Annotated in this window: 22 protein-coding genes and 1 pseudogene; all 23 read left to right on the top strand. The window is 55.1% G+C overall.

What is annotated here, in order from left to right; translation table 11 throughout:
* Nucleotides 1-53: 53 nt before the first annotated feature.
* The 23 genes and pseudogenes from alaS to metK all read left to right on the top strand — a co-directional run bounded on the left by alaS (nt 54) and on the right by metK (nt 24,713).
* Nucleotides 54-2,714 (top strand): alanine--tRNA ligase, encoded by a 2,661-nt coding sequence (alaS, locus tag GP473_RS04750; RefSeq protein WP_186276633.1) that lies wholly within the window; start codon nt 54-56, stop codon nt 2,712-2,714.
* Nucleotides 2,715-2,858: 144 nt separating this feature from the next.
* The gene (gene ruvX, locus GP473_RS04745) at nt 2,859-3,338 is read left to right on the top strand and encodes a Holliday junction resolvase RuvX (RefSeq protein ID WP_186276632.1); all 480 of its coding nucleotides are present in this window, start codon (nt 2,859-2,861) and stop codon (nt 3,336-3,338) included.
* A 53-nt stretch (nt 3,339-3,391) separates the two neighbouring features.
* Nucleotides 3,392-4,546 carry an endolytic transglycosylase MltG gene (mltG, locus tag GP473_RS04740; RefSeq protein ID WP_246394677.1) on the top strand — a complete coding sequence of 385 codons (1,155 nt, stop codon included), beginning with the start codon at nt 3,392-3,394 and terminating at the stop codon, nt 4,544-4,546.
* A gap of 12 nt (nt 4,547-4,558) precedes the next feature.
* Nucleotides 4,559-5,461 carry a shikimate dehydrogenase gene (locus GP473_RS04735; protein ID WP_186276631.1) on the top strand — a complete coding sequence of 301 codons (903 nt, stop codon included), beginning with the start codon at nt 4,559-4,561 and terminating at the stop codon, nt 5,459-5,461.
* A gap of 116 nt (nt 5,462-5,577) precedes the next feature.
* Nucleotides 5,578-6,048 (top strand): prepilin peptidase, encoded by a 471-nt coding sequence (locus GP473_RS04730; protein ID WP_186276630.1) that lies wholly within the window; start codon nt 5,578-5,580, stop codon nt 6,046-6,048.
* Between the two features lie 10 nt (nt 6,049-6,058).
* Nucleotides 6,059-7,264 (top strand): chorismate synthase, encoded by a 1,206-nt coding sequence (gene aroC / locus GP473_RS04725; protein WP_186276629.1) that lies wholly within the window; start codon nt 6,059-6,061, stop codon nt 7,262-7,264.
* 52 nt (nt 7,265-7,316) lie between these two features.
* Nucleotides 7,317-7,832 (top strand): shikimate kinase, encoded by a 516-nt coding sequence (locus GP473_RS04720; RefSeq protein WP_186276628.1) that lies wholly within the window; start codon nt 7,317-7,319, stop codon nt 7,830-7,832.
* 102 nt (nt 7,833-7,934) lie between these two features.
* Nucleotides 7,935-9,008, top strand: a complete 1,074-nt coding sequence (gene aroB / locus GP473_RS04715; protein WP_186276627.1) for a 3-dehydroquinate synthase — start codon at nt 7,935-7,937, stop codon at nt 9,006-9,008.
* A gap of 84 nt (nt 9,009-9,092) precedes the next feature.
* A complete protein-coding gene (aroQ, locus tag GP473_RS04710; RefSeq protein WP_186276626.1) occupies nt 9,093-9,542 on the top strand; it encodes a type II 3-dehydroquinate dehydratase in 450 nt (149 codons plus the stop codon).
* Nucleotides 9,543-10,628 (top strand): M24 family metallopeptidase, encoded by a 1,086-nt coding sequence (locus GP473_RS04705; RefSeq protein ID WP_186276625.1) that lies wholly within the window; start codon nt 9,543-9,545, stop codon nt 10,626-10,628.
* 80 nt (nt 10,629-10,708) lie between these two features.
* On the top strand, nt 10,709-11,272 hold the full coding sequence (gene efp / locus GP473_RS04700; RefSeq protein ID WP_185769803.1) for an elongation factor P: 564 nt from the start codon (nt 10,709-10,711) through the stop codon (nt 11,270-11,272).
* A gap of 36 nt (nt 11,273-11,308) precedes the next feature.
* Nucleotides 11,309-11,818: pseudogene (gene nusB, locus GP473_RS04695) on the top strand (transcription antitermination factor NusB); the annotation flags it as partial.
* Between the two features lie 300 nt (nt 11,819-12,118).
* Nucleotides 12,119-12,712 (top strand): bifunctional pyr operon transcriptional regulator/uracil phosphoribosyltransferase PyrR, encoded by a 594-nt coding sequence (gene pyrR / locus GP473_RS04690; RefSeq protein ID WP_185769801.1) that lies wholly within the window; start codon nt 12,119-12,121, stop codon nt 12,710-12,712.
* The gene (locus tag GP473_RS04685; protein ID WP_185769800.1) at nt 12,709-13,641 is read left to right on the top strand and encodes an aspartate carbamoyltransferase catalytic subunit; all 933 of its coding nucleotides are present in this window, start codon (nt 12,709-12,711) and stop codon (nt 13,639-13,641) included. Before pyrR ends, GP473_RS04685 begins: the two co-directional genes overlap by 4 nt.
* Before the next feature lie 8 nt (nt 13,642-13,649).
* Nucleotides 13,650-15,074, top strand: coding sequence for a dihydroorotase (locus GP473_RS04680; RefSeq protein ID WP_185769799.1), 1,425 nt, complete (start codon nt 13,650-13,652; stop codon nt 15,072-15,074).
* A gap of 34 nt (nt 15,075-15,108) precedes the next feature.
* On the top strand, nt 15,109-16,257 hold the full coding sequence (gene carA / locus GP473_RS04675; protein ID WP_185769798.1) for a glutamine-hydrolyzing carbamoyl-phosphate synthase small subunit: 1,149 nt from the start codon (nt 15,109-15,111) through the stop codon (nt 16,255-16,257).
* Between the two features lie 78 nt (nt 16,258-16,335).
* Entirely contained in the window at nt 16,336-19,671 is a 3,336-nt protein-coding gene (carB, locus tag GP473_RS04670) for a carbamoyl-phosphate synthase large subunit (protein WP_186276624.1), read from the top strand.
* The gene (gene pyrF, locus GP473_RS04665) at nt 19,671-20,534 is read left to right on the top strand and encodes an orotidine-5'-phosphate decarboxylase (RefSeq protein ID WP_186276623.1); all 864 of its coding nucleotides are present in this window, start codon (nt 19,671-19,673) and stop codon (nt 20,532-20,534) included. The genes carB and pyrF overlap by 1 nt, the downstream gene beginning before the upstream one ends.
* A gap of 259 nt (nt 20,535-20,793) precedes the next feature.
* Nucleotides 20,794-21,114, top strand: a complete 321-nt coding sequence (mihF, locus tag GP473_RS04660) for an integration host factor, actinobacterial type (RefSeq protein ID WP_185769795.1) — start codon at nt 20,794-20,796, stop codon at nt 21,112-21,114.
* Nucleotides 21,115-21,118: 4 nt separating this feature from the next.
* The gene (gene gmk, locus GP473_RS04655) at nt 21,119-21,691 is read left to right on the top strand and encodes a guanylate kinase (RefSeq protein WP_186276622.1); all 573 of its coding nucleotides are present in this window, start codon (nt 21,119-21,121) and stop codon (nt 21,689-21,691) included.
* Between the two features lie 68 nt (nt 21,692-21,759).
* On the top strand, nt 21,760-22,041 hold the full coding sequence (rpoZ, locus tag GP473_RS04650) for a DNA-directed RNA polymerase subunit omega (protein ID WP_185769793.1): 282 nt from the start codon (nt 21,760-21,762) through the stop codon (nt 22,039-22,041).
* Nucleotides 22,042-22,084: 43 nt separating this feature from the next.
* On the top strand, nt 22,085-23,350 hold the full coding sequence (coaBC, locus tag GP473_RS04645; protein WP_185770677.1) for a bifunctional phosphopantothenoylcysteine decarboxylase/phosphopantothenate--cysteine ligase CoaBC: 1,266 nt from the start codon (nt 22,085-22,087) through the stop codon (nt 23,348-23,350).
* Between the two features lie 136 nt (nt 23,351-23,486).
* Nucleotides 23,487-24,713 carry a methionine adenosyltransferase gene (gene metK / locus GP473_RS04640; protein WP_185769792.1) on the top strand — a complete coding sequence of 409 codons (1,227 nt, stop codon included), beginning with the start codon at nt 23,487-23,489 and terminating at the stop codon, nt 24,711-24,713.
* Nucleotide 24,714: the final 1 nt, after the last annotated feature.

Below are 24,714 nucleotides of genomic sequence, written 5' to 3'. Positions count from 1 at the left end.
ACATGGCTAAAAAGATGGAACAACAACTAACTCTTAAGCGAGGTTAAACAACCGTGCAGACGCATGAGATCCGCCAGCGATTCATTGAGCACTTTAAGAAAGCTGGACACACGGAGGTGCCCAGTGCCTCGCTGATCCTCGATGATCCTAACCTGCTGTTTGTTAACGCTGGTATGGTGCCGTTCAAGCCGTACTTCCTCGGTCAGCAAAATCCTCCCTATAAGACTGCAACTTCCATCCAAAAGTGCGTGCGCACTCTCGATATCGAAGAAGTGGGCATAACCACACGCCACAACACGTTCTTCCAGATGGCAGGCAATTTCTCTTTTGGTGATTACTTTAAGGAGGGAGCCATCGAGAATGCCTGGAAACTGCTGACCAATACCCTAGAGGACGGAGGTTTCGGATTTGACCCCGATCGGCTGTGGGTCACGGTATTCCACGATGACGAGGAAGCCGCTGAAATCTGGGAAAATAAGATCGGTGTCCCGGCAGAGCGCATCCAGCGCATGGGGATGGAGGATAATTACTGGTCCATGGGAGTGCCCGGACCATGCGGCCCGTGTTCCGAGATCTATTATGACCGCGGCCCAGAACATGGCCGTGATGGAGGTCCGATTGCCGACGAGCACCGCTACATGGAGATCTGGAACCTCGTCTTTATGCAGTTTGAACGCGGTGCAGGCGACAAAAAGGGCAATTTCCCTATCCTGGGCGAGCTGCCTCAGAAAAACATTGACACGGGTATGGGTGTGGAGCGCCTGGCGTGTTTATTGCAGGGGGTAGACAATGTATATGAGACCGATCTCTTGCGTCCAGTGATTGACGAGGCTGAAAAACTGACTGGTGCCACCTACGGTGCTCAGCACTCCGACGATGTTCGCTTCCGCGTCATTGCTGATCACTGCCGCACCGGATTAATGCTGATCCTGGATGGCGTCACACCAGGAAATGAGGGTCGCGGCTACATTCTGCGTCGCCTCTTGCGACGTATTATCCGCTCTGCCCGACTTCTCGGTGCAACGGGCAACACCATGGAAGCGTTGATGAATACCGTTCGTCAGACGATGACCCCGTCTTATCCAGAAATCGCTGACAACTGGGAGCGTATTCGTTCCGTGGCAGTAGGGGAAGAAAAAGCCTTCCTCAAGACACTTGAGTCTGGCTCCCGTCTCTATGAAGGACACGCGGCGGAGGTGAAGAAGTCCGGAGCCTCCCGACTGCCGGGCGACGTGGCATTCACGTTGCACGATACACACGGATTCCCCATCGACCTGACCATGGAAATGGCAGCTGAGGACGGCTTAACCGTGGATCGTGCGGGTTTCGATACGCTCATGGCAGAGCAGAAGGCACGGGCTAAAGCTGACAATAAGGCCAAAAAGCATGGCCATGCTGACGAATCAGTTTATCGCCCCTTTGTCGATAACCATCCTACGGTGTTTACGGGGTATACCCAGCTCGAGGATGAAGGCTGTGTGCTAGGCCTCGTCGCAGACGGTGCTCTCGCCGACGTCGCTTCTGAAGGGCAGACGGTCCAGGTGATACTGGATCGCACCCCGTTTTATGCAGAGGCGGGCGGTCAAATGGCCGACCGCGGTGAATTGCGCGGAGCATCGTTCATCGGTGATGTCACCGATGTGCAAAAGGTAGGCAAAAAAGTATGGTTGCACCAGGTGACGGTTACTGGAGGTGAACTGGCTGTCGGTCATAAGGTCACTGCTGTCGTATCACCATCGTGGCGTCATCAGGCACGCCAGGCTCACTCGGGTACTCACCTGATCCACGCCGCGTTGCGACAGGTTTTAGGGCCAACCGCAGTGCAGGCCGGCTCCTTGAACAAGCCAGGATACCTACGTTTCGACTTTAACTATGGCCAACAGCTTTCACCGTCGCAGATGCGTGATATTGAGCAGATTGCCAACGGAGCGGTTGACGCGGACTACACCGTACACACCATCGAAACCTCTTTGGATGAAGCCAAGAAGATGGGTGCGATGGCGTTGTTTGGCGAAAACTACGGCTCGCAGGTGCGCGTTGTTGAAATCGGCGGGCCGTTTTCTTTGGAACTATGCGGTGGTATTCACGTAGAGCATTCATCACAGATTGGGCCTATCGCTGTGCTTGGGGAGTCCTCAGTGGGATCCGGTATTCGGCGTATCGAGGCATACACCGGCATGGATTCTTTCACGCACTTGTCCAAAGACAAGGCTTTGGTGGCCGATTTGGCTACGTCGCTGAAGACTCCTTCAGAGGAGATCCCAGAGCGTATCGAGGTTCTCACCGCGAAACTCAAGGTCGCCGAGAAACAACTGCAGCAACTACGTAACCAACAATTGCTCAGCCAGGTTGGCGAATTGGTCAATAGCGCCGTGGAAATCAATGGAATTCAGCTGGTTGCCCAAGAACTGCCCGAAGGTGTAGGGGCGGGAGATTTGCGCACTATTGCGTTAGACGCCAAGTCGCGTCTGGGATCACGACCCGCAGTCGTGTTGTTCGCGTCACAAGATAATGGCAAGGTTCCTTTTGTTGCTGCGGTCACTGATTCGGCCGTGGCACGAGGCGTGAAGGCAGGTGAATTGGTTAGGACCTTCGGTGATAAAGTTCAGGGTCGTGGAGGCGGCAAGCCGCAGATGGCTCAAGGCTCTGGTTCATCTGCTTCCGGTATCGCTGCAGGTATTGAGGCAGTCAAGGAGGTTGTGTCCACCGTGTAACTCGGCGGTCTGCCTCGGCTGAGGAATGTCGGGGAAGGTGCGAGGCTAGGGAAGGGTAGCGTTGCAGATTCCGCGATGTGTTCATTTTCACATCACCACGGTTGAGTTGCACATCCCCACATACGGTGACGTTAAGGATATCCAATGGCGACGAGCGAGAAGCCAACAGTACAGACGGATCCTGGGCGCGGTCGGCGTCTAGGTGTAGACGTGGGATCCGTACGCATAGGCGTGGCTCTGAGTGACCCAGACTGCATCCTGGCAACCCCATTGGAAACCGTTTCTGCCGCCGTCGATGGTTCTGACGTCTCCCGTGTGGCTGAGCTCGTTCGTGACAACCTGGTTGTCGAGGTGATTGTAGGATTGCCGGTTGCATTGCGGGGTAACCATACGTCTAGCACCTATCTGGCAGAAGACTTTGCAGAAGATCTTCGTGAGGAATTAAGGGATATCCCTGTGCGTCTCGTCGATGAACGGTTATCCACGATGGCTGCAACGCAGGCCTTCCAAGCCGTGGGTATCAGCGCCAAAAAGGGCCGGAAGAAGATCGACCAGGCGGCCGCTGTCCACATTCTCCAAGGATGGCTTGACGCGCGAAGGCGAGTCTTTTCTCAGAATGGGTAACAACTGTGTAACAATAGGCGCGTTACGTTACTTAGAGGAAGGCTTTCACACGCATGGCCGTCAAGCGCAACATGGAGCCAAAGTACCGCAGGCGTCGTCAGCGCGCAGGTGCCTTGGCTATCGCTTTGGTCATTCTGCTCATCGGAGTGACCGGGTACGTGTGGTACCAACGCAGCGTGGTTGCTGATCGTGATTTTGTCGGTAGTGGCAATGGAAATATTGTGATGGTTCGCGTCGATGCAGGCGATTCCATCTACAGTTTGGCACCCGAACTCGTTGATAAGGGTGTCATTGGCTCACGTCGTGCTTTAGTGCAGGCAGCTGAAGTGACCCAGCCGTCACTGCAACAAGGCTACTATCCGCTGCAGGAAAAAATGTCAGCCAAGGAAGCGCTGAAGGCTTTGACCAACGACGACTTGCGCCGTGGCGTCGTCGATATTCCCAACGGTCTGACTCTCGATGACGTGCGAGTGGTCGGTGGGAACGCGAGGAAGGGTATTTACTCCCTGGTATCTGCGCAGACATGCCAAGATAAGCAGAATTGTGTGTCGGTCGATGATCTGAAAAATGCCGTGACTAACACATCACCAGAGGAACTTGGCGTGCCGTCCTGGGCTATCGACGCTGTCAATAAGCGGGGGAAGGATCCACGGCGTATTGAAGGTCTTATTGCGCCCGGGGTGCATTTGTTTGATCCAACAATGAGCCCGGTGGACATTATGAAGGATCTGGTATCGGACTCCGCCCGTGTTTTTGAGGACACCGGCCTCGTTGCCTCTGCAAAGAAGGTTGGTTTGTCCCCCTACGACGTCATCATTGCTGCTTCGTTGGTGGAGCGCGAGGCACCAGCGGGTGACTTCGATAAGGTCGCCCGCGTCATCCTCAATAGGTTGAACATCAAACAGAAACTCGAGTTCGATTCAACGGTGAACTATGGGTTGGACGAACAGGAAGTCGCAACCACTGACGCAGACCGTCAGCGTGAAACACCGTGGAACACTTATGCAAAGCAGGGGCTGCCTGACACCCCGATCGCATCCCCAGGTTTGCAGGCGTTGCATGCGGTAGAAAACCCAGCCCAGGGGGATTGGCTGTACTTCGTCACGGTGGACAAGAATGGGCGTACTGTCTTCAACCGGGATTTCGCAGCCCACGAGCAGGCTATTGAGGAATCTCGCGCCAACGGCGTGCTGGATTCCAACCGTTAGGAACCCACCGCCATGACAGTCATCCCCGCTGTGCTCAGCATTGACGAGTTTCTGGATCCCTCAGCAGCATGGCATGCGCATGCCGCAAGTAACGTGTGTGCTGTGCTTGGGCGCCCCATCGAGCATTCACTTTCGCCTCTGCTGCACAATAGCGGCTATCGCGAGCATGGTTTAGATTTCACTTATGTACGCGTGGAGGCGGGCGAGGCGGTGGAAATCAGAGAACTACTGCGTCATTGCCCTGCCTCTGTTCGTGGGTTTTCGGTCACCATGCCAGGAAAATCAGCAGCACTAGAGCTAGCGGATTCCACTACGGAAAGAGCCGAACTCATTGGTTCCGCCAATACGTTGGTGCCCCTCGGTGATGGAACGTGGATGGCAGACAATACCGACGTTGATGGTGTATCCAGCTGCTTAGCACACATAGCCTCTCAGGGCGTGGACTTTAGTGGCTCCCGGGCGGTTGTCGTTGGCAATGGTGGTACAGCGCGTCCTGCTGTGGCCGCTTTGGCTTCAGCAGATGTTCAGCACGTGACAGTTGTCGCTCGTTCGGAACGAGCACTGAATTTACAGTCTTTGGTAGAAGGTTGTGGGATGGGGTTTGACTGGGTACGTATGGACGCTCCCGCGCTGTCCTCCACATGTTCCGATGCCTCGACGGTGATTTCCACGATTCCCGCCGCAGGAGCCGAGCTCATATCCTCAGCGTTACTACAAGCACGTTCCGTGTTGGACGTCATCTATGATCCATACCCCACTGCCTTGTTGGCCGGTGCTATGGACCGGGGGCTACCGCATGCCGATGGTCTGCGTATGTTAGCTGGTCAAGCTGAACGGCAGTTTGAGCTTTTCACCGGGACTGCCCCACGCGAGGGTCTACTGCTCAAGACCATCGAGTCTGTTCGTCAGCGGTAGATGATGGCGCGCACCGGAAGTGGGCGCACAACCTCTCACCGTCATCTGTATCAACAGGAGTATCCGTTTCCTTAGCCGATTTTCCTAGTGATAGGCGGCGTGTAGCGTATGGAGGCATGGGGGTTTTATTTGTTGTATTGGTGTGGGGTGGGGTTGTTTCTCTCCTGGATGTAAGGATGAGGATCATTCCCAATGTTCTTTCACTTCCAGGCGTGATTATCACGTGGTCACTCTGTGTTGTTTCCCCGTGGTGGAAGATGCAGGGAATCTCCATGCCGGCGGCATATTGCTTCGAGTTATCGTCTGTTCTCGGTGGAGTGAGCTGGTGGGCATTGGTGCTCATATTGGGCCTCAAGCAATCGAGATCTGTAGGGAGTGGCGATGCTAAATTGGCTGCGAGTTTGGGAGTGATCACTGCGGGTTCGGGAGGAGTCGTGGGGTGGCTTGCAGCGGTGGGTCTCAGTGGCGTATTGAGCGTCATCACAGCACTCCTTGTGGCTAGAAAGAGAGGGGTTCCTCAAGCGCCATCGATGGTGGGGGCAACTCTGCTGGTGGCGATGTACGTCACAGTAGGCGGGGCGTTGTAGACTGTTCGTCATGCTTCGTTGGACAACTGCTGGTGAATCGCACGGCCAGGCACTGATTTCTCTCATTGAAAACCTCCCTGCAGGATTGCACGTGACTCGTGATGAGGTGTCATATCAGTTGGCACGTCGCCGCTTGGGATATGGACGCGGCGCCCGGATGAAATTTGAAGCCGATGAAGTCACTTTCCTTTCCGGGGTGCGTCACGGGGTTACTCTCGGCAGTCCTGTCGCCGTCATGATCGGTAACACTGAGTGGCCAAAATGGACCACTATTATGTCCTCCGATCCGATTGATCTCGATGACGAGCAGGTTGTCAAGGAGATGAACAGCGGGCGCGGGGCTAAGCTGACCCGCCCGCGACCGGGGCACGCAGACTTCGCCGGAATGCTGAAGTTTGGTCATGACGAGGCTCGCCCTATCCTCGAGCGTGCATCTGCCCGCGAAACCGCAGCCCGTGTGGCAGCGGGAACGTTTGCCCGCGCTGTGCTGCGTGAAGTCTGTGGTGTAGAGGTATTAAGCCACGTCATTTCCATTGGGGCCTCGGAACCGTACACCGGTCCCACACCATCTTTCGAGGATCTGGAGAAGATTGACAAATCGGAGGTTCGCTCCTTTGACAAGTGTGCGGAAGAGTCGATGATTAACGAGATTAAGGCGGCGAAGAAATCTGGCGATACTCTTGGAGGAGTCGTTGAGGTGGTGGTCAAGGGGCTACCGATCGGACTAGGCTCGCATACCTCCGGCGATGAACGACTTGACGCACAGCTAGCGAGTGCAGTCATGAGCATTCAGGCGATCAAGGGTGTAGAAATCGGTGATGGTTTTGAGGAGGCGCGCCGCCGTGGCTCCGAAGCGCACGATGAGATGGTACGCACTGACGATGGAGTCCACCGGTTATCCAATCGAGCTGGCGGCGTAGAAGGCGGTATGAGCAACGGGGAGGATCTCATTGTTCGCGCAGCGATGAAACCAATCAGTACCGTTCCCCGTGCATTGAAGTCGGTGGACATGGCCACAGGCGAAGCAGCTAGCGGCATTCATCAACGTTCTGATGTCTGTGCTGTTCCAGCGGCGGGTGTGGTCGCGGAAGCGATGGTGGCCCTCGTTTTGGCTCGAGCGGTCCTGCGTAAATATGGCGGTGATTCTCTCCAGGAGACCACTCGTAATTATGAAAACTACTGTGCCCAGGTTAGGCAGCGTCTCCAATGGAACTAATAGCCCGGCCATATGCTGCTGTGGGCAAAAATAGAGAGTAGGTTGTTCACGCATGAGCCCTCGAGTGGTACTTGTTGGACTTCCCGGAAGCGGAAAAACCACGATCGGCAAGCGTCTGGCTAACGCATTGCGTACCTCGGTGGTCGATACCGACCAGTTAATTGAAAAACGCTATGGCAAGAGTTGTGGCGAGGTGTTCAGTGAACTTGGTGAAGAAGAGTTTCGACGCATCGAGGCGCAAACTGTCGCCGATGCTCTAAACACCGACGGCATCGTTTCCTTAGGTGGCGGGGCAGTGGTGACCCCCAGTAATCGGAAATTGCTACAGGATCAGCGGGTCGTCTATTTGCACGTCAGTGCTGAGGAAGGAGTGCGACGCACCGCCGGGTCGGATTCGCGTCCTTTATTGAACGTTGATGATCCCATGTCTCGCTATGAGCAATTGTTAGAACAGCGAGCAGCCTACTACGAAGAGGTAGCCAATTTGCTGGTCAATTCCGATGGCAAAGAACCCCACCGAGTCGTGACCGATATTCTGCAATTTATTGACGATGTGGAGCATGAGTAGGTAAAGCATAAGCAGGCTGCCATGCCGTCATGCGTGATAACGATCTGTTCACGCTCCCAGCGTATTCGTTGATTTCTAGCTTGTATTTCGAAGGACGATCCCATGCCGACCATCACCGTAGCTTCTCATTCTCCCTACGACGTGCATATTGATCGCGGGGTGGATCGTGCGGTTGAGCACATACTCCAGGCCACGAAGAGGGCAAACAACTACTTGCTGATTCACCAACCGGCACTGAAAGAACGCGCCGAGGCTGTGGCCTCTGGCATGCGTACTTACGGGAAGTGCGTGCTGCTGCATGAAATTGCGGATGCGGAGGAAGGAAAGACTATTGCTTCCGCTGCCGCTTGCTGGGATAAGTGTGCAGAGGCTGGACTAACCCGTCAGGATGCCGTCATCGGGCTCGGCGGCGGTGCAGCAACTGACGTGGCCGGGTTCATTGCCGCCACCTGGATGCGGGGAGTCTCGGTTGTCCAGTATCCAACGACACTGTTGGCGATGGTGGATGCAGCGGTCGGTGGAAAAACCGGGATAAATACTGCGGCCGGAAAAAACTTGGTTGGTGCTTTTCATGAGCCCGCTACTGTGATCGTGGATTTAGAAGTGTTAGAGACACTTCCTCGTCAGGAGATCATCGCCGGATCTGCTGAGATAATTAAAGCGGGTTTCATTGCAGACACCCGCATCCTGGAGATTTATGAACAGGATGCTGATGCGGCAGTGGATCCCCACAGAACGTTGCCGGAGTTGATTGAGCGCGCGATTTTGGTCAAAGCCCGTGTGGTGGCTCAGGATCTCCGGGAGTCTCATTTGCGGGAAATCTTGAATTATGGTCATACCTACGGTCATGCCATTGAGCACCATGAAAATTACCGATGGCGTCATGGCCACGCTGTGGCCGTCGGCATGGTTTTCGAAGCAGAATTAGCCCATGCAGCGGGGCTCCTTGATACCTCAGTTGTCGAGCGGCACCGGGCCATCCTGGCGTCGGTCGGGCTTCCAACGAGCTACGATGCAGCTGATCTCGAGACACTATATGCTGCAATGACGCGAGATAAGAAGAATAAAGATGGCAACATCCGCTTCGTCGTTCTTGAAAGAGAAGGACAACCAACCCGACTGGAAGGGCCTGACCTCACACTTCTAGAGGCAGCCTATGCGGCGACTGCCGGTTAACGCGTTCAAAGATTAACCGCTAGTGATCGCGCAACCGCACATTAACGTGTGCCCAGGAATAATAGGTGAAGAAACAGAGGAGACATGACTCTTACGGTTACCGTCCTCAACGGCCCCAACCTCAACCGGTTAGGTAAACGACAACCCGAAGTCTACGGCTCGACAACTTTGGGTGATGTGGAAGCGATGCTCCGCGTAGAAGCACAACAACTAGGTGCTGACGTGGAGTTTTTCCAGTCCAATCATGAAGGCGAATTGATTGACGTCATACACGCCTGCGCCGATGCGGGACATGCTGTCATCATCAACCCGGGAGGCTTGACCCATACGTCAGTGGCGCTGCGCGACGCCCTCGCCGAGATCCAGGACGGTAAGGGTTTTGTTGAAGTTCATATTTCTAACGTGCATGCGCGCGAGGAATTTCGCCACCATAGTTTCTTAAGCCCTATTGCCCGGGGAGTCATAGCCGGATTGGGGACTTACGGGTATGTAGCAGCACTTCGTTATCTGGTCGAAAAAGAGAGGACAAAGTAAGTGACTTTCCATGCGTCTGTTCAGGAAAACAGCCGGCAACGCCGTGAGCGCGCGGCAGCCCGCATAAAAGAAGCGGGAGCACAGGCGCTGCTTGTGAGTGACCTAAAAAATGTGGAATATCTCTCAGGTTTTAATGGATCCAATGCGGCATTATTGCTCAAGGCAGACGCAACGAGTGTCATCGCAACTGATGGTCGCTACATCACCCAAATCGCCGCACAGACTGGCGAGCCCTCTGACATGCAGATACACATCGCCAACAACATCTACCAGGCGATGAAGGAAGTAGCCGGTGAAACCGATTTTTGTGTCGAACCGACGTTGTCCGTCGGCATTGCGAAGTACCTCGGTGATCCAGACATACTCGAGGGCGTGGTGGAGGGTGAACGCCTCGTTAAAGACGACACAGAGATCGCAAAATTAGTCGCAGCCGGTGAACTTGCTGACAACGTATGGCAGGAATTCATAGCGCAGGGGGGAATTGCGGAGGGCTTGACGGAGATCGATGCAGCTGCCGATTTGGAAAATCGTTTGCGTCGAGCGGGTGCGGATGGTTTGAGTTTTCCTACGATCCTTGCCTCGGGTTCCAATGGATCCAAACCTCACGCTGGCGTATCGCGAGAGAGGATTGTCCCTGGCCTTGTCACCGTTGACTTCGGAATCTACCTCGATGGATATGCTTCTGATCAAACCCGTACGGTATGCGTAGGTGATCCATCGACCCGCGACTATCAGCTGTACGACATCGTCTATCGTGCACAAAAGGCAGGGGAGGCTATGCTACGCCCTGGAGCCGGTTTACGCGCTATCGACAACGCGTGCCGAACCATCATTGAGGATGCAGGCTACGGCGAGTTCTTTGTGCATTCCACGGGACACGGCGTGGGTATGGATGTGCACGAAGCACCGCGGGCGGCGGCGACTGTCGATGAAACAGAGACATTGGTGAAAGGCATGACTCTGACAGTGGAGCCGGGTATCTACCTCCCGGGTGAAACGGGACTCCGCATTGAAAATACCTATGTGATCACCGAAGATTCGGCGCAGTCTTTGAACGCGTCATCTACCGAATTGATTGTCGTTTAGCCGTTAGCATCATAGCGGACGATGGGTGCTAGACTCTAAGTCCGGTAAAACATCGCTACCACCTAAAAGGAGATGACAACGTGGCAACTACCGCGGATTTCAAAAACGGTCTGGTGCTGAAGATCGACGGCAAGCTGCAGCAGATCATTGAGTTCCAGCACGTGAAGCCGGGTAAGGGTCCAGCCTTCGTGCGCACCAAGCTCAAGGATGTCGTCTCTGGAAAAACTGTCGAGAAGACCTTCAATGCTGGTGTCAAGGTAGAGACCGCAACTGTTGACCGTCGCGACATGACTTACCTCTACCACGACGGCACCAATTATGTTCTGATGGATGATAAGGACTTTGATCAGATCGAGGTTGCAGAACACCTCATGGGTGATGGCGCCAAATTCCTTCTGGAAAATACGACAGTGCAGGTGTCTTTCCATGAGGGGGAGCCTCTCTTCGCTGAACTTCCAGTGGCTGTTGAGTTGGCCGTGCAGCACACTGATCCAGGCCTGCAAGGTGACCGTTCTACCGGTGGCACTAAGCCGGCAACCTTGGAAACGGGCGCAGAGATTCAGGTTCCATTGTTCATTGAGACCGGCAACGTGGTGAAGGTTGATACCCGCACCGGCTCGTACCTCTCCCGCGTGTCTAACTAACGTCCCCACTACTGCGTGAAGGTATCCCCAGACACTGTGACTGAGAAAGAGACGAAGTTTAAGCGCCACGGTTCTCGTTATAAGGCGCGCCGTCGTGCTGTTGACATCCTTTTTGAGGCAGAGTTCCGCGATATCGATCCGGTGGACATCGTTGAGGAAAGACAAGAGCTAAGCCGCGATCCTGATACCCAGGTCAAACCAGTACCCAAGTACACGGAACGGATCATTCCGGGCGTGGCAGAGCATCTCGACGCCATCGATGACGCGATCGCCGTACATTTGTCCTCCGAATGGCGCCTGGAACGCCTGCCCGCGGTAGACCGTGCCGTGTTGCGTGTTGCGGCGTGGGAATTGTTGTATAACGATGACGTCCCCAACCGTGTGGCGATCGTCGAGGGTGTGGAACTGGCTAGTGAATACTCGCACGATAAGGCTCCCGGCTACGTCAATGTCGTTCTAGATGGAATCGGCCGGGACGCCGACATCCGCTTGGCTGACGCCATAAGTGCGCGCCGAGAGGCAGAAGAGAGCAGCGATCCTGCTGATGCTGAGCTGGATTCCATGCTGGATGGCGTTCTCGCTGGAACCTCTACGGATGAGGTGTCAGACGCAGACGATAACTCAACGGTTATCGATAGTAGTGCTGCAGGTGGGGCAGATATTCCTACCCCCGAAATCAGCGAGGGGCAGGACTGCGAGACGTAGTTCAACAGCAGATTTCTCAATTCTCTCGGTCTTAACCCGGCCAGCGTCTAACGTTGGGCCGGGTCTTATTGCTACTATTTTCGATGAACTTGTTCGACATCCTTTAACGGACCGCACTGTGAGGCGGGAAAGGAGGTCACGATGAACACGACTACGCACGAGCACACCATCGAGCTTTTGGGAGCTGATGACGTCTCGCGTACCGTCGCGCGCATCGCGCACCAGATCATTGAAAAAACGGCGTTAGATGATTCGGGGTCCCCGCGGGTGGTACTCCTAGGAATTCCGTCGGGGGGTGTGCCATTGGCCGCGCGTTTGGCGAAAAAAATTACTGAGTTTTCCGGGGTGGACATCTTCCATGGTGACTTGGACATCACGCTTTACCGCGACGATTTGAGGAATTCTGTCCACCGAGCGTTGAAACCCACCCGAGTTCCGCATGAAGGCATTGACGACTGCATTGTCATTCTCGTCGACGATGTCCTCTTCTCGGGTCGCACAATCCGCGCCGCTTTAGATGCCTTAAGAGATGTGGGGCGCGCTCGCACGGTACAGCTAGCCGTACTTATCGACAGGGGCCACCGCCAGCTGCCGATCCGCGCTGATTACGTCGGTAAGAACATACCAACCTCCACCAATGAAGGGGTTGTTGTTGAGCTGGAGGAATTGGACGGCCAGGACCGCGTGATTCTACAGCGTGGGGTGGAAAGCGTTGAGGAGGGTATCAAGAAATGAAGCACCTATTGAGCATCGGAGACCTCAGCGCCCACGAGATCATTGACTTGATGGATGAGGCAGATCGTTTTGCTGAGGTTCTCAAGGGGCGCGAGATGAAAAAGCTGCCCACTCTGCGCGGACGCACGATCTTCACCTTGTTTTATGAAAATTCCACCCGTACGCGGAGTTCTTTTGAAACTGCCGGCAAATGGATGAGCGCGGATGTCATCAACATTTCCGCTTCCAGTTCGAGTGTAAAGAAAGGGGAGTCACTGAAAGACACAGCACTCACTCTTCAAGCGGTGGGTGCTGATGCCATTGTGATGCGGCATCCTTCTTCCGGTGCTGCTCGGCAAGTCGCCAATTGGGTGGGGGATACCGCCGTCGTCAATGCAGGTGACGGGTCTCACCAACACCCCACTCAGGCTTTGCTCGACGCAGTGACCATGCGCAACAAATTAGGCACCATCGAAGGCAAGAAAATCGTCATTGTCGGCGACATCTTGCATTCTCGTGTTGCCCGTTCCAATGCGCAGTTGCTCACGACGCTCGGTGCAGATGTCACTTTCGTCGCCCCACCGACTTTATTGCCGTGGGGGGTGGAGGCCTGGGGCGTTCACGTGAGCCATGATTTCGATAGCGTGATCAAGGATGCTGATGCCGTCATGATGCTCCGCGTGCAAGCAGAGCGTATGAATGGAGGGTTCTTCCCCAGCCATAGGGAATATGCCACACGCTATGGGCTCTCTCGCGCGCGACGTGAATCCATGCGTGAGGATGCCATCGTTATGCACCCCGGCCCCATGCTGCGTGGTATGGAAATCAGCGATGATGTGGCGGACGCGCCGAAGACGGTCGTTCTCAACCAGGTCACAGCCGGTGTCCACGTCCGTATGGCCGTGTTGTTTACCTTGCTGTGCAGTGGCGATGCTGAGATCGGAGCTTAATACTGACCATGACTACGAACACCCAGGCTTCACCTACACAGAAGGGATCATCCGTGACTTCCACTGCGGATACTAACTATCCAGCATCCGGACCTCTCGCTGCTCATCCAACCGGTGTCGATAACGAAGTACTCTTGCGTGACGTTTTGATCTACGGCGAAGGCGAGCCGCAAGATGTGCTGATACGCGATGGTGTGATCGACTCCATCGGTAATGAGCTCACAACACAGGGAGAAGTTATCGAACTTCCTGGCCAGATCTTGTTGCCTGGACTTGTTGACATGCACGTACACTTGCGTGAGCCTGGCCGAGAAGATACGGAAACTGTCGCCACCGGCTCAGCTGCGGCGGCGCAGGGCGGATTTACTGCAGTATTCACCATGGCCAACACTGCTCCTGTCATGGACAATCCGTCCATCGCGGAGAGCGTGTGGTTCAAGGGGCAAAATGTCAATCTCTGTGATGTGCACCCTGTCGGCTCTATCTCTCGGGATTTGGCTGGCAAGGAGCTTACGGAGTTCGGCATGATGGCCGCTTCCGATGCCAAAGTGCGCATGTTCTCCGACGATGGTAAATGCGTGGATGACCCTCGTCTCATGCGGCGTGCGATTGAATACGCTAAGGGCCTAGATGTCCTCCTCGCTCAGCATTGCGAAGAACCGCGACTGACCGAAGGTGCCGTTGCCCATGAGGGTGCTCATGCCGCTCGTCTTGGGCTGCGGGGATGGCCACGTGTGGCCGAGGAATCCATCGTTGCTCGCGATGCGATCATGGCTCGAGACTACGGTGGGCGTCTGCATGTCTGCCACGCATCCACAGAAGGTACCGTTGATCTGCTGCGGTGGGCTAAAGCGAAAAACATTCCACTGACGGCCGAAGTAACACCGCACCACCTCATCCTGACCGATGAACGCCTTGAGACGTACGACGGCGTCAATAGGGTCAACCCCCCGCTACGCGAAGCACGTGATGTCGAAGCTCTGCGACAGGCACTCATCGAGGGCGTGATCGACTGCGTTGCAACCGATCATGCGCCCCATGGCTCGGAGGAAAAGTGCTGCGAGTTCGATAAAGCTCGTCCGGGCATGCTGGGTTTGGAAACATCATTGGCGCTTATCGCCCAGATCTTCGTGCTTAATGGAGACCAGGACTGGCGTTTCGTGGCACGGGTCATGTCTGAGCGGCCGGCGCAGATCACTAAGCTGCCTGGCCATGGTCGTCCAATCGCCGTCGGTGAACCCGCTAACCTGTGTGTCGTGGACACGACGAAGTCCTGGGTGGCTCGCGGCGAGCAGATGGCGTCTAAAGCGCGCAATACCCCATATGAAGGGATGGATATGCCGGTGAAAGTCAGTACCACGATTTTACGCGGCAAAGTCACCTGCCGTGATGGCAACGCTGTCACCTCTGCAATGTCCCCGAGCAACGCTTAAGCGGCGTCGAAAAAAGAAAGAAGGAACTCCACTTATGACCCGCACCCCGGCAGCCCTCGTACTGGCTGATGGACGTATTTTCCGTGGTCGAGCATTCGGCGCTCAGGGCACCAGCCTTGGCGAAGCAGTGTTCACCACCGCAATGACCGGCTACCAGGAGACGATGACCGATCCGAGTTATCACCGCCAGATTGTGGTGGCCACCGCCCCCCAGATTGGCAATACCGGCTGGAATGATGAAGATTCCGAATCGCGGGGCGATAGAATTTGGGTCGCCGGCCTCGTTATCCGCGATCTTTCACGCACCGTTTCCAACTGGCGTGCTAAGCGTTCGCTCGAAGATGAGATGAAGGCTCAAGGAATTATCGGAATTCAAGGGGTGGACACTCGCGCCATTGTTCGGCATTTGCGCGATCGTGGATCCGTCTCCGCCGGGCTATTTACCGGTGATGATGTCACCTCCGACGACGAGATGGTGGCGAAAGTTAAAGAACAGCCTTCCATGAAGGGCTCAGACCTTGCAGGTGATGTATCTACCGATGACGTGTACGTCATAGAACCCGACGGCGACCTTAAATACACCGTGATTGCCTATGACATGGGGATCAAGACCAATACCCCACGTGAGTTCGCTCAACGGGGCGTGCGCACCGTGGTGGTTCCTTCCGATACGTCTTTTGACACGGTGCAGGAATTGATGAAGGAGTACGACGCGCAAGGGGTGTTTGTCTCAAATGGCCCGGGAGATCCTGCCACCGCCGATGTAACAATCAACGAGATCAAGAAGGTTCTCGACGCCAAAATCCCGTTCTTCGGCATTTGCTTTGGGAATCAGATCTTAGGCCGTGCATTGGGTATGGATACCTATAAGCTCAAGTTTGGTCACCGGGGTATTAACGTGCCAGTTCTCGATCACACTACCGGCAAGATCGATATCACGGCCCAGAATCACGGTTTTGCGCTTAAGGGCGAGCCAGGGGAGGAGTTTTCCACGCCTTTCGGTCCGGCAGTGGTGACCCATACATGCCTAAATGACGACGTTGTGGAGGGCGTTGCACTCAAGGATGGCTCCGCGTTTTCCGTTCAATATCACCCAGAATCAGCAGCTGGTCCCCATGATGCCAATCCGCTATTCGACCGTTTCGTTTCCCAGCTAGCACAAGCGAAACAGTCGGCTAAGTAGGCTCCGACGAGTACTACCCCGAAAAGACACAGAGAATCCCGAAAGCACAGCCTTTAAGCAAACTAGGAGCATTACCTAATGCCACGTCGCGAAGACATCAAGCACGTACTCGTCATCGGTTCTGGCCCCATCGTTATCGGCCAGGCATGCGAGTTTGACTACTCCGGCACACAAGCGTGCCGTGTGCTCAAAGAAGAGGGTCTGCGAGTGACCCTCATCAACTCCAACCCGGCAACGATCATGACCGATCCGGAGTTCGCAGATCACACCTACATCGAGCCGATCCAACCTCATTACATCGAGAAGATTTTCGCCAAAGAAGAACAAGCTGGTCACAAAGTCGATGCGGTGCTCGCCACTCTTGGTGGGCAGACTGCTCTCAACGCGGCAATTCAACTAGACCGTCTCGGCATTCTGGATAAGTACGGCGTGGAACTCATCGGTGCCGATATCGCGGCTATTGAACGCGGTGAAGATCGCCAAAAGTTTAAAGATATCGTAGCCAAGATCGGTGGCGATTCCGCTCGCTCTCGCGTATGCCACAACATGGACGAGGTTCATGAGACCGTCGCTGAGCTCGGCCTGCCCGTCGTGGTTCGCCCGTCATTTACTATGGGCGGTTTGGGTTCCGGCCTAGCTTTCACAGAGGAGGATCTGGAGCGCATTGCCGGTGACGGTTTGGCTGCATCCCCTGAAGCGAACGTGCTGATCGAGGAGTCAATCCTGGGGTGGAAGGAATTTGAGCTTGAGCTCATGCGCGACAGCAAAGACAACGTTGTTGTTGTGTGCTCGATCGAAAACGTCGACGCTCTGGGCGTTCATACCGGTGATTCCGTAACTGTAGCGCCGTCAATGACTTTGACCGACCGTGAATTCCAGACGATGCGTGACCAGGGCATCGCCATTTTGCGCGAAGTCGGAGTGGACACGGGCGGCTGTAACATTCAATTCGCTATCAACCCTAACGACGGGCGAATCATCACCATTGAGATGAATCCCCGCGTGTCCCGTTCTTCGGCATTGGCCTCGAAGGCAACAGGTTTCCCCATCGCGAAACTCGCAGCCAAATTAGCTATTGGCTACACGCTGGATGAAGTCCGCAATGACATAACTCAGGTCACCCCGGCTGCCTTTGAACCCACACTCGACTATGTCATCGTCAAAGCGCCACGCTTCGCTTTTGAGAAATTCCCCGGCGCCGATGACACCTTGACCACGACGATGAAGTCAGTGGGTGAGGCGATGGCCATTGGCCGCAACTACATCACCAGTTTGAATAAGGTCATGCGGTCTCTCGAGACAAAGCAGGCAGGTTTTTGGACCCAGAGTGACGAGACATTTGCCGGCGAGCGAGCCCAAGATAAGGACGCCGTTCTTAAGGATCTCGCTGTTCCAACCGAAGGCCGTATGTACGATGTTGAACTTGCTTTGCGTCTCGGCGCCACGGTGGAAGAGGTCTACGAAGCGTCGAAGATCGATCCTTGGTTCTTGGAAGAAGTAAAGGCGTTGGTCGAGTTCCGGGAAGAACTGGTCGAAGCCCCGGTACTTTCCGAGGATCTGTTGCGCGAGGCAAAGTACTATGGCTTGTCCGACCGGCAGATTGCCGCTTTGCGTCCAGAGTTAGCTGGCGAGGACGGCGTCCGAGCTTTGCGCTGGTCACTAGGCGTGCGTCCAGTCTTTAAGACCGTGGATACCTGCGCTGCAGAGTTCGAGGCGAAAACCCCGTATCACTACAGCTCCTATGAGCTAGATCCTGAAGCCGAGTCTGAGGTGACGCCTCAGAAAGATAAGAAAAAGGTTCTTATTCTCGGCTCTGGTCCTAACCGCATTGGGCAAGGTATTGAGTTTGACTACTCCTGTGTGCACGCCGCCTTGGAACTCTCCCGCGTGGGCTACGAGACTGTCATGATTAACTGCAACCCGGAGACTGTCTCGACCGACTACGACACGGCCGATCGCTTGTATTTCGAGCCATTGACGTTCGAGGATGTCATGGAGGTCTACCATGCAGAAGCGGAGTCCGGAGAGATCGCCGGTGTGATTGTGCAGCTGGGTGGCCAGACTCCTTTGGGCTTAGCACAACGCTTGGCAGATGCCGGTGTACCTGTTGTCGGTACGTCCCCTGAAGCGATTAACCTCGCCGAGGATCGTGGCGAGTTCGGCAAGGTGTTGGAAAAGGCACAGTTGCCGGCACCTGCCTACGGCACGGCTACATCCTTCGAGGAAGCTCGGGGTGTTGCTGCAGAAATCGGGTACCCGGTATTAGTTCGCCCTTCCTACGTGTTGGGTGGCCGTGGCATGGAGATTGTTTATGACGAGGATTCCTTGTCTGACTACATTGCCCGCGCCACTGAGATCACGGAAGATCACCCAGTGCTTGTGGATCGTTTCTTGGATTCTGCGATCGAAATCGATGTCGATGCTCTCTGCGACGGTGAAGAGGTGTACCTGGCGGGAGTGATGGAGCACATCGAGGAAGCTGGTATTCACTCTGGTGACTCCGCTTGCGCGCTCCCGCCGATGACTCTTGGTCCTGAGGACATCGAGAACGTCCGCCGTTCCACCAAGGCGCTGGCGCACGGAATTGGTGTGAGGGGGCTTATGAATGTTCAATTCGCCTTGAAGGATGACATCCTCAATGTCATTGAGGCGAATCCTCGCGCATCCCGTACGGTTCCTTTCGTTTCGAAGTCCACCGGTGTGGCTTTGGCGAAAGCTGCTTCTCGTATCATGCTTGGGGAATCGATCGCTGCGCTTAAGGCTGAAGGCATGCTTCCTCACGACCGGGATGGCGGATCTCTGCCGTTGGATCATCCGATCGCGGTGAAAGAAGCAGTGATGCCATTCAACCGTTTCCGCAGCCCGGAGGGTAAAGTTTTGGACTCCTTGCTGAGTCCGGAAATGAAGTCGACCGGTGAAGTCATGGGTCTCGACAGCGACTTCGGTACGGCGTTTGCGAAGTCACAGGAAGGTGCATTCGGCAAGTTGCCGACGAAGGGGAATGTTTTCGTCTCCGTGGCGAACCGTGACAAGCGCACATTGATGATGCCTATCTTGCGTCTGGCTGAGCTGGGCTTCAAACTCTACGCCACCTCCGGTACAGCCCAGATGCTGCGTCGGAACGGGGTGGAATGCGAGACGGTTGCCAAGCTATCTCAGGTAGACGAATCGACCGGCAAGGCCGAACGCACCGTTGTGGACCTCATCAACGATGGAGAAATCGATTTCATTCTCAACACCCCAGCCGGATCTGCTGGTTCTCGTCACGATGGTTACGATATCCGGGCAGCTGCTGTAAATATGAGCGTGCCGGCAGTAACTACCGTCCAGGGATGCAATGCGGCCGTGCAGGGTATCGCGGCTCTTCAGAAAGCAGAAACCACGGTCACCCCGATTCAGGAGGTTGAGCACTGATGTCCCGGCCGAACAACTCGGTGGCCGAAGCAACTTTCGGTGAGCGGTTTCTAGCACGTGCCGAGGAGTTCGGCCAGGTGTGCGTGGGCATGGATCCCCACGAGCGGATTATGCAATCATGGGGGCTTGAGGCGTCAGTTGATGGGTTGAAAGCATTTTCTCGCATCTGTGTGGAAGCTTTTGAGGATACAGCGTGCGTAGTTAAGCCCCAGGTGGCGTTCTATGAATCGTATGGTTCCGCGGGCTTTGCAGTACTCGAGGACTCCATTGCGGCGTTACGCGCTCGTGGAGTGTTGGTGGTCGCAGACGCAAAACGTGGGGATATTGGGTCGACGATGGCAGGATATGCTTCCGCCTGGTTGGATGACTCTTCACCTCTTGTCTCCGACGCAGTAACTGTCTCTCCATGGCTTGGTTTCGGTTCTCTGGAGCCAGTATTTGACATGGCTGAGAGTACGGGTAGGGGAGCCATCGTTCTAGCCGCCACGTCAAATCCGGAAGCTCCTGGTGTGCAGCTGAGCCGAACGCTAGATGCCCATGGCGAGTTAGGGCAGAAAACGCTAGCTCAAACCATCGTCGATGCCGTGGCTGAAAGAAACTCACGCCACAGCGGTCCGGGGAATCTGGGAGTAGTGGTAGGGGCCACAGTGCAGCAACCACCTGCATTAGAGCAGGTGGGAGGCATGATTCTCATGCCCGGTGTGGGTGCCCAAGGCGGAACGATGGACGATGTACGGCGCATTACAGGCACAGCATTCTCGTTGGTAAGCCCCAATGTATCGCGCAGTGTACTAACCCGGGGGCCAAACACGGACGACCTTCGCAAGGCTTTACGCGCCACAACTGCGGATATGTTGAAATAGCCCAGCTCACTAGTGGTATAGTGTCCTGAGTTAAGGCGTGTTGAGCACCTGATATCCCTAAGAGGGAATTTTCTTCTGGTAATTTCTCTCTGCAGGATTGTGGCAGCAACCTGTCTCAGGGTGATGCTTACGCAATGCGAAAGATCCGCACAAGATGTGTATCTTCGTTTGCGTTAACTGTGTGGCTCAGAAGAGCTATACAGAAAACATTCCTAGACTTTTCACAAACCGACGATTTGAAACTAAAACGGAGGACCCCGTGGCACTTCCCCAGTTGACCCCGGAGCAGCGCGCAGAAGCACTGAAGAAGGCTGCAGAGGCTCGTAAGGCACGCGCAGAGCTGCGCGAGAAGCTGAAGCGTGGCGGCACCGACCTGAAGCAGGTGCTGAAGGATGCCGAGACTGATGAAACCCTCGCAAAGATGAAGGTTTCTGCTCTACTGGTTTCCCTGCCAAAGGTTGGCAAGGTCAAGGCTGAAGAGATTATGAGCCAGCTTCAGATCGCTGAAAACCGTCGTCTCCGTGGCTTGGGCGACCGTCAGCGTCGCGCTCTGCTTGAGCACTTCGGTTTCGAGGACTAATCCCGTGGCCAACGACACATCTGAGGACCGCGTCGTTGTTCTCGCCGGTCCGTCCGCGGTGGGTAAATCCACTGTGGTCGCCCGTCTTAAGGAAGATGTCCCGGATCTTTTCTTCAGTGTGTCCATGACTACGCGTGATCCACGTCCAGGTGAAGTCCACGGTCGTGACTACATCTACGTGTCGCGCGATGAGTTCCTCGAGGCTATTGCAGCCAATGAGATGCTCGAATGGGCAGAAATCCACGGTGGACTGCAGCTTTCTGGGACGCCGCGCGAACCAGTGGAGCAGGCTATTGCCGAGGGACGTCCAGTGCTGATCGAGGTGGATCTCGAGGGTGCCCGCAATATTAAGAAGCTACGGCCGGATGTGGAACTTGTGTTTCTTGCGCCGCCATCGTGGGAGGTACTCGTCGAGCGTCTCACTGGTCGAGGCACTGAAACCCAGGATGTGATCGAACGCCGTCTGGCCACTGCTGAAGTTGAGATGGCGGCACAACACGAGTTCGATCAGGTAGTGGTCAATGACGATCTCGACAAGGCCATTGCCCAAATCACCGGTATTCTCGAGGGCAATTAATTTTCGCGATTTATTACCTCGTGGAGAAACATTCCAAAAACTGATTCCAGATAGAGAAGGTGCATACTGTGGACAACCAGGACGTGAATTCGAACGAGAAGGTGTTCGATACTCCTGTTGGCATCACTAACCCTCCGATCGATGAGCTCCTGACTAAGGTGTCCTCTAAGTACGCTTTGGTTATCTTCGCAGCCAAGAGGGCTCGTCAGATCAACGACTATTTCCAGACCATCGATGATGGTGTCTTCGAGTTCGTAGGGCCGCTGGTTACTCCAGACGTCCACGAAAAACCTCTGTCCATCGCGCTACGTGAGATCAACCGCGATCTGTTGGAACACACAGAGGGATAAAACCGCTAAAGTGTCCGGTGTGACTACATCGAATTCCGGACAAATGGATAATGTGCCGCTCCGCGTTGTCATCGGCGTTGGGGGCGGCATTGCTGCGTATAAGGCCTGCCACCTTGTCCGTTATTTCAAGGAGGCCGGCCACGTCGTTCACGTTATCCCAACACACAGCGCCCTCAACTTCGTCGGTGCCGCTACCTTCGAGGCGCTGTCTGGGAATCCGGTGTCCACAGATGTTTTTGACCGAGTGGATGAGGTGCAACACGTGCGCCTTGGCCAGCAAGCAGATCTTATCGTTATAGCTCCGGCAACAGCCGATCTTCTTTCCCGTCTTGCGACGGGCCGGGCTGATGACCTATTAACGTCAAGCTGTCTGGTTGCCACCTGTCCAGTTGTAGTGGCTCCTGCAATGCACACCGAAATGTGGGAACATCCGGCAACTCAAGCAAATGTGAATACCCTGCGCCATCGGGGAACCGTGGTTCTTGAGCCTGCACATGGCCGGCTCACTGGTCATGATACGGGATCTGGACGGCTTCCGGATCCGGAGCACATCGGATCTTTAGCGCTGGCCGTTGCTCGCTGTGGTCGGGATATCTTTCCGCAGTCTCTCAAGGGTAAAAAGGTGGTTATTTCCGCTGGCGGTACCGTAGAACCTTTGGATCCCGTGCGTTTTCTTTCCAATTCCTCCAGTGGCCGCCAAGGTTTTGCTTTGGCCGATGTCGCCGCCCAGCGCGGCGCCGATGTGGTCATCGTCAAGGCGCATACAGAACAGCTCTCTCTCCCTTCCGGCGCGAGAATTATTCCGGTGAAAAGCGCGGTGGATCTGCACAATGCCATGGATGAGCATGCGGAGGATGCGGATATCATCATCATGGCTGCGGCTGTGGCGGATTATCGACCCACTCAAGTCGCTGCGTCGAAAATGAAGAAGGGGATGAACGACTCAGCCCTGACGCGTATAGATTTAACCCAAAACCCCGATGTGCTTGCTGGGCTGGTGAATAGACGGAGGCGGGGAGAGCTGAAAGAGGGCGTGATTATCGTTGGCTTTGCTGCCGAAACGGGGGATGCGGAACATACTCCTCTAGAACATGGGGTGGACAAATTGTCTCGCAAGGGCTGTGACATGCTGATGTGCAACGCAGTGGGTGATGGCAAGGTGTTTGGCCAGGATGACAATGAAGGGTGGATCCTTGTTTCACAACCTGAGGATCAACCTCCGCTGATATCGGAAGTCAACGCTAGTGCAAAGATAGATGTGGCTATCCAGATTTGGGATTGCGTGGAAACGCTGATGTTTGCTGAATAATCGACTTTCACAGACAGCTTAGTCTACTATGAGATAGTTATCGTGAGTCGAACTTCACGAGCACCGGTACACGTGCCGAAAACCATCACTGATCAACTCACATATTCATTCCATACAAGAAGAGAGGGTCCCACCGTTGTCCCTGCGACTGTTTACCAGCGAGTCCGTCACCGAGGGTCATCCAGACAAAATCTGCGACGCGATTTCGGACTCCATTCTGGATGCATTGCTGGCACGCGACCCAGAGTCCCGCGTAGCAGTGGAGACTGTCGTAACCACCGGCCTCGTCCACGTTGTGGGCGAGGTACGTACCGAGGCATACGTGGAGATCCCACAAATCGTTCGGAATACACTGACCAAAATCGGCTTTACTAGCTCAGATATGGGCTTCGATGGCAGAACCTGCGGGGTATCCGTGTCCATCGGCGAGCAATCTCCAGAAATTGGAGCCGGGGTTGATACGGCCATCGAGCACCGTGAAGGTGACGCAACCGCCCTCGATGCCGATGATCAATTGGGAGCGGGTGACCAAGGGCTCATGTTTGGATATGCCACCAATGAAACACCGGAGTACATGCCGCTGCCCATATCATTGGCTCATCGCTTGGCACGCCGGCTCACGCAAGTCCGTAATGACAACATTGTTCCTGGTCTACGCCCGGATGGGAAAACCCAGGTCACATTCGCTTATGACGACAACGGCAAGCCCGTCAAACTGGATACCGTCGTTATTTCCACCCAGCACGATGAATCATGGGTCGGTGAAGCACAGCGTAACTCCTTGGCTGCTGCTTTGAAACGTCACGTCCTGGATCATTGTGTCGCAGAAGCCGGGATCGGCCATCTGGTGGGTGCAGACGTGAACCTTCTAGTTAATCCTTCCGGATCCTTCGTACTCGGCGGCCCGATGGGCGACGCCGGCTTGACCGGCCGCAAGATTATTGTGGATACCTACGGCGGTATGGCACGCCACGGTGGCGGAGCCTTCTCCGGTAAGGATCCATCGAAGGTCGACCGCTCGGGAGCCTATGCCATGCGATGGGTGGCAAAAAACATCGTTGCTGCCGGGTTGGCTGATCGCGCCGAAGTACAGGTCGCATATGCCATCGGGCGGGCCAATCCGGTGGGCTTGTACGTTGACACCCACGGCACCGCCGCGGACGGGTTGACCGATGAAGATATTCAAAAGGCCGTGCTTGACGTCTTTGACTTGCGCCCTAACGCGATTCTGCGCGAACTTGATCTCAAACGTCCCATCTACGCCCAAACCGCAGCTTACGGACACTTTGGCCGTAGCGACGTGGAACTTCCGTGGGAAAACACCGATCGTGTAGAGGCGTTGAAAGCTGCAGCCGGCCGTTAAA

Origin of the sequence: Corynebacterium anserum (genome assembly GCF_014262665.1) — a bacterium.
GTDB classification, from domain to species: domain Bacteria; phylum Actinomycetota; class Actinomycetes; order Mycobacteriales; family Mycobacteriaceae; genus Corynebacterium; species Corynebacterium anserum.
This window is presented reverse-complemented; position numbering and strand designations above follow the sequence as displayed.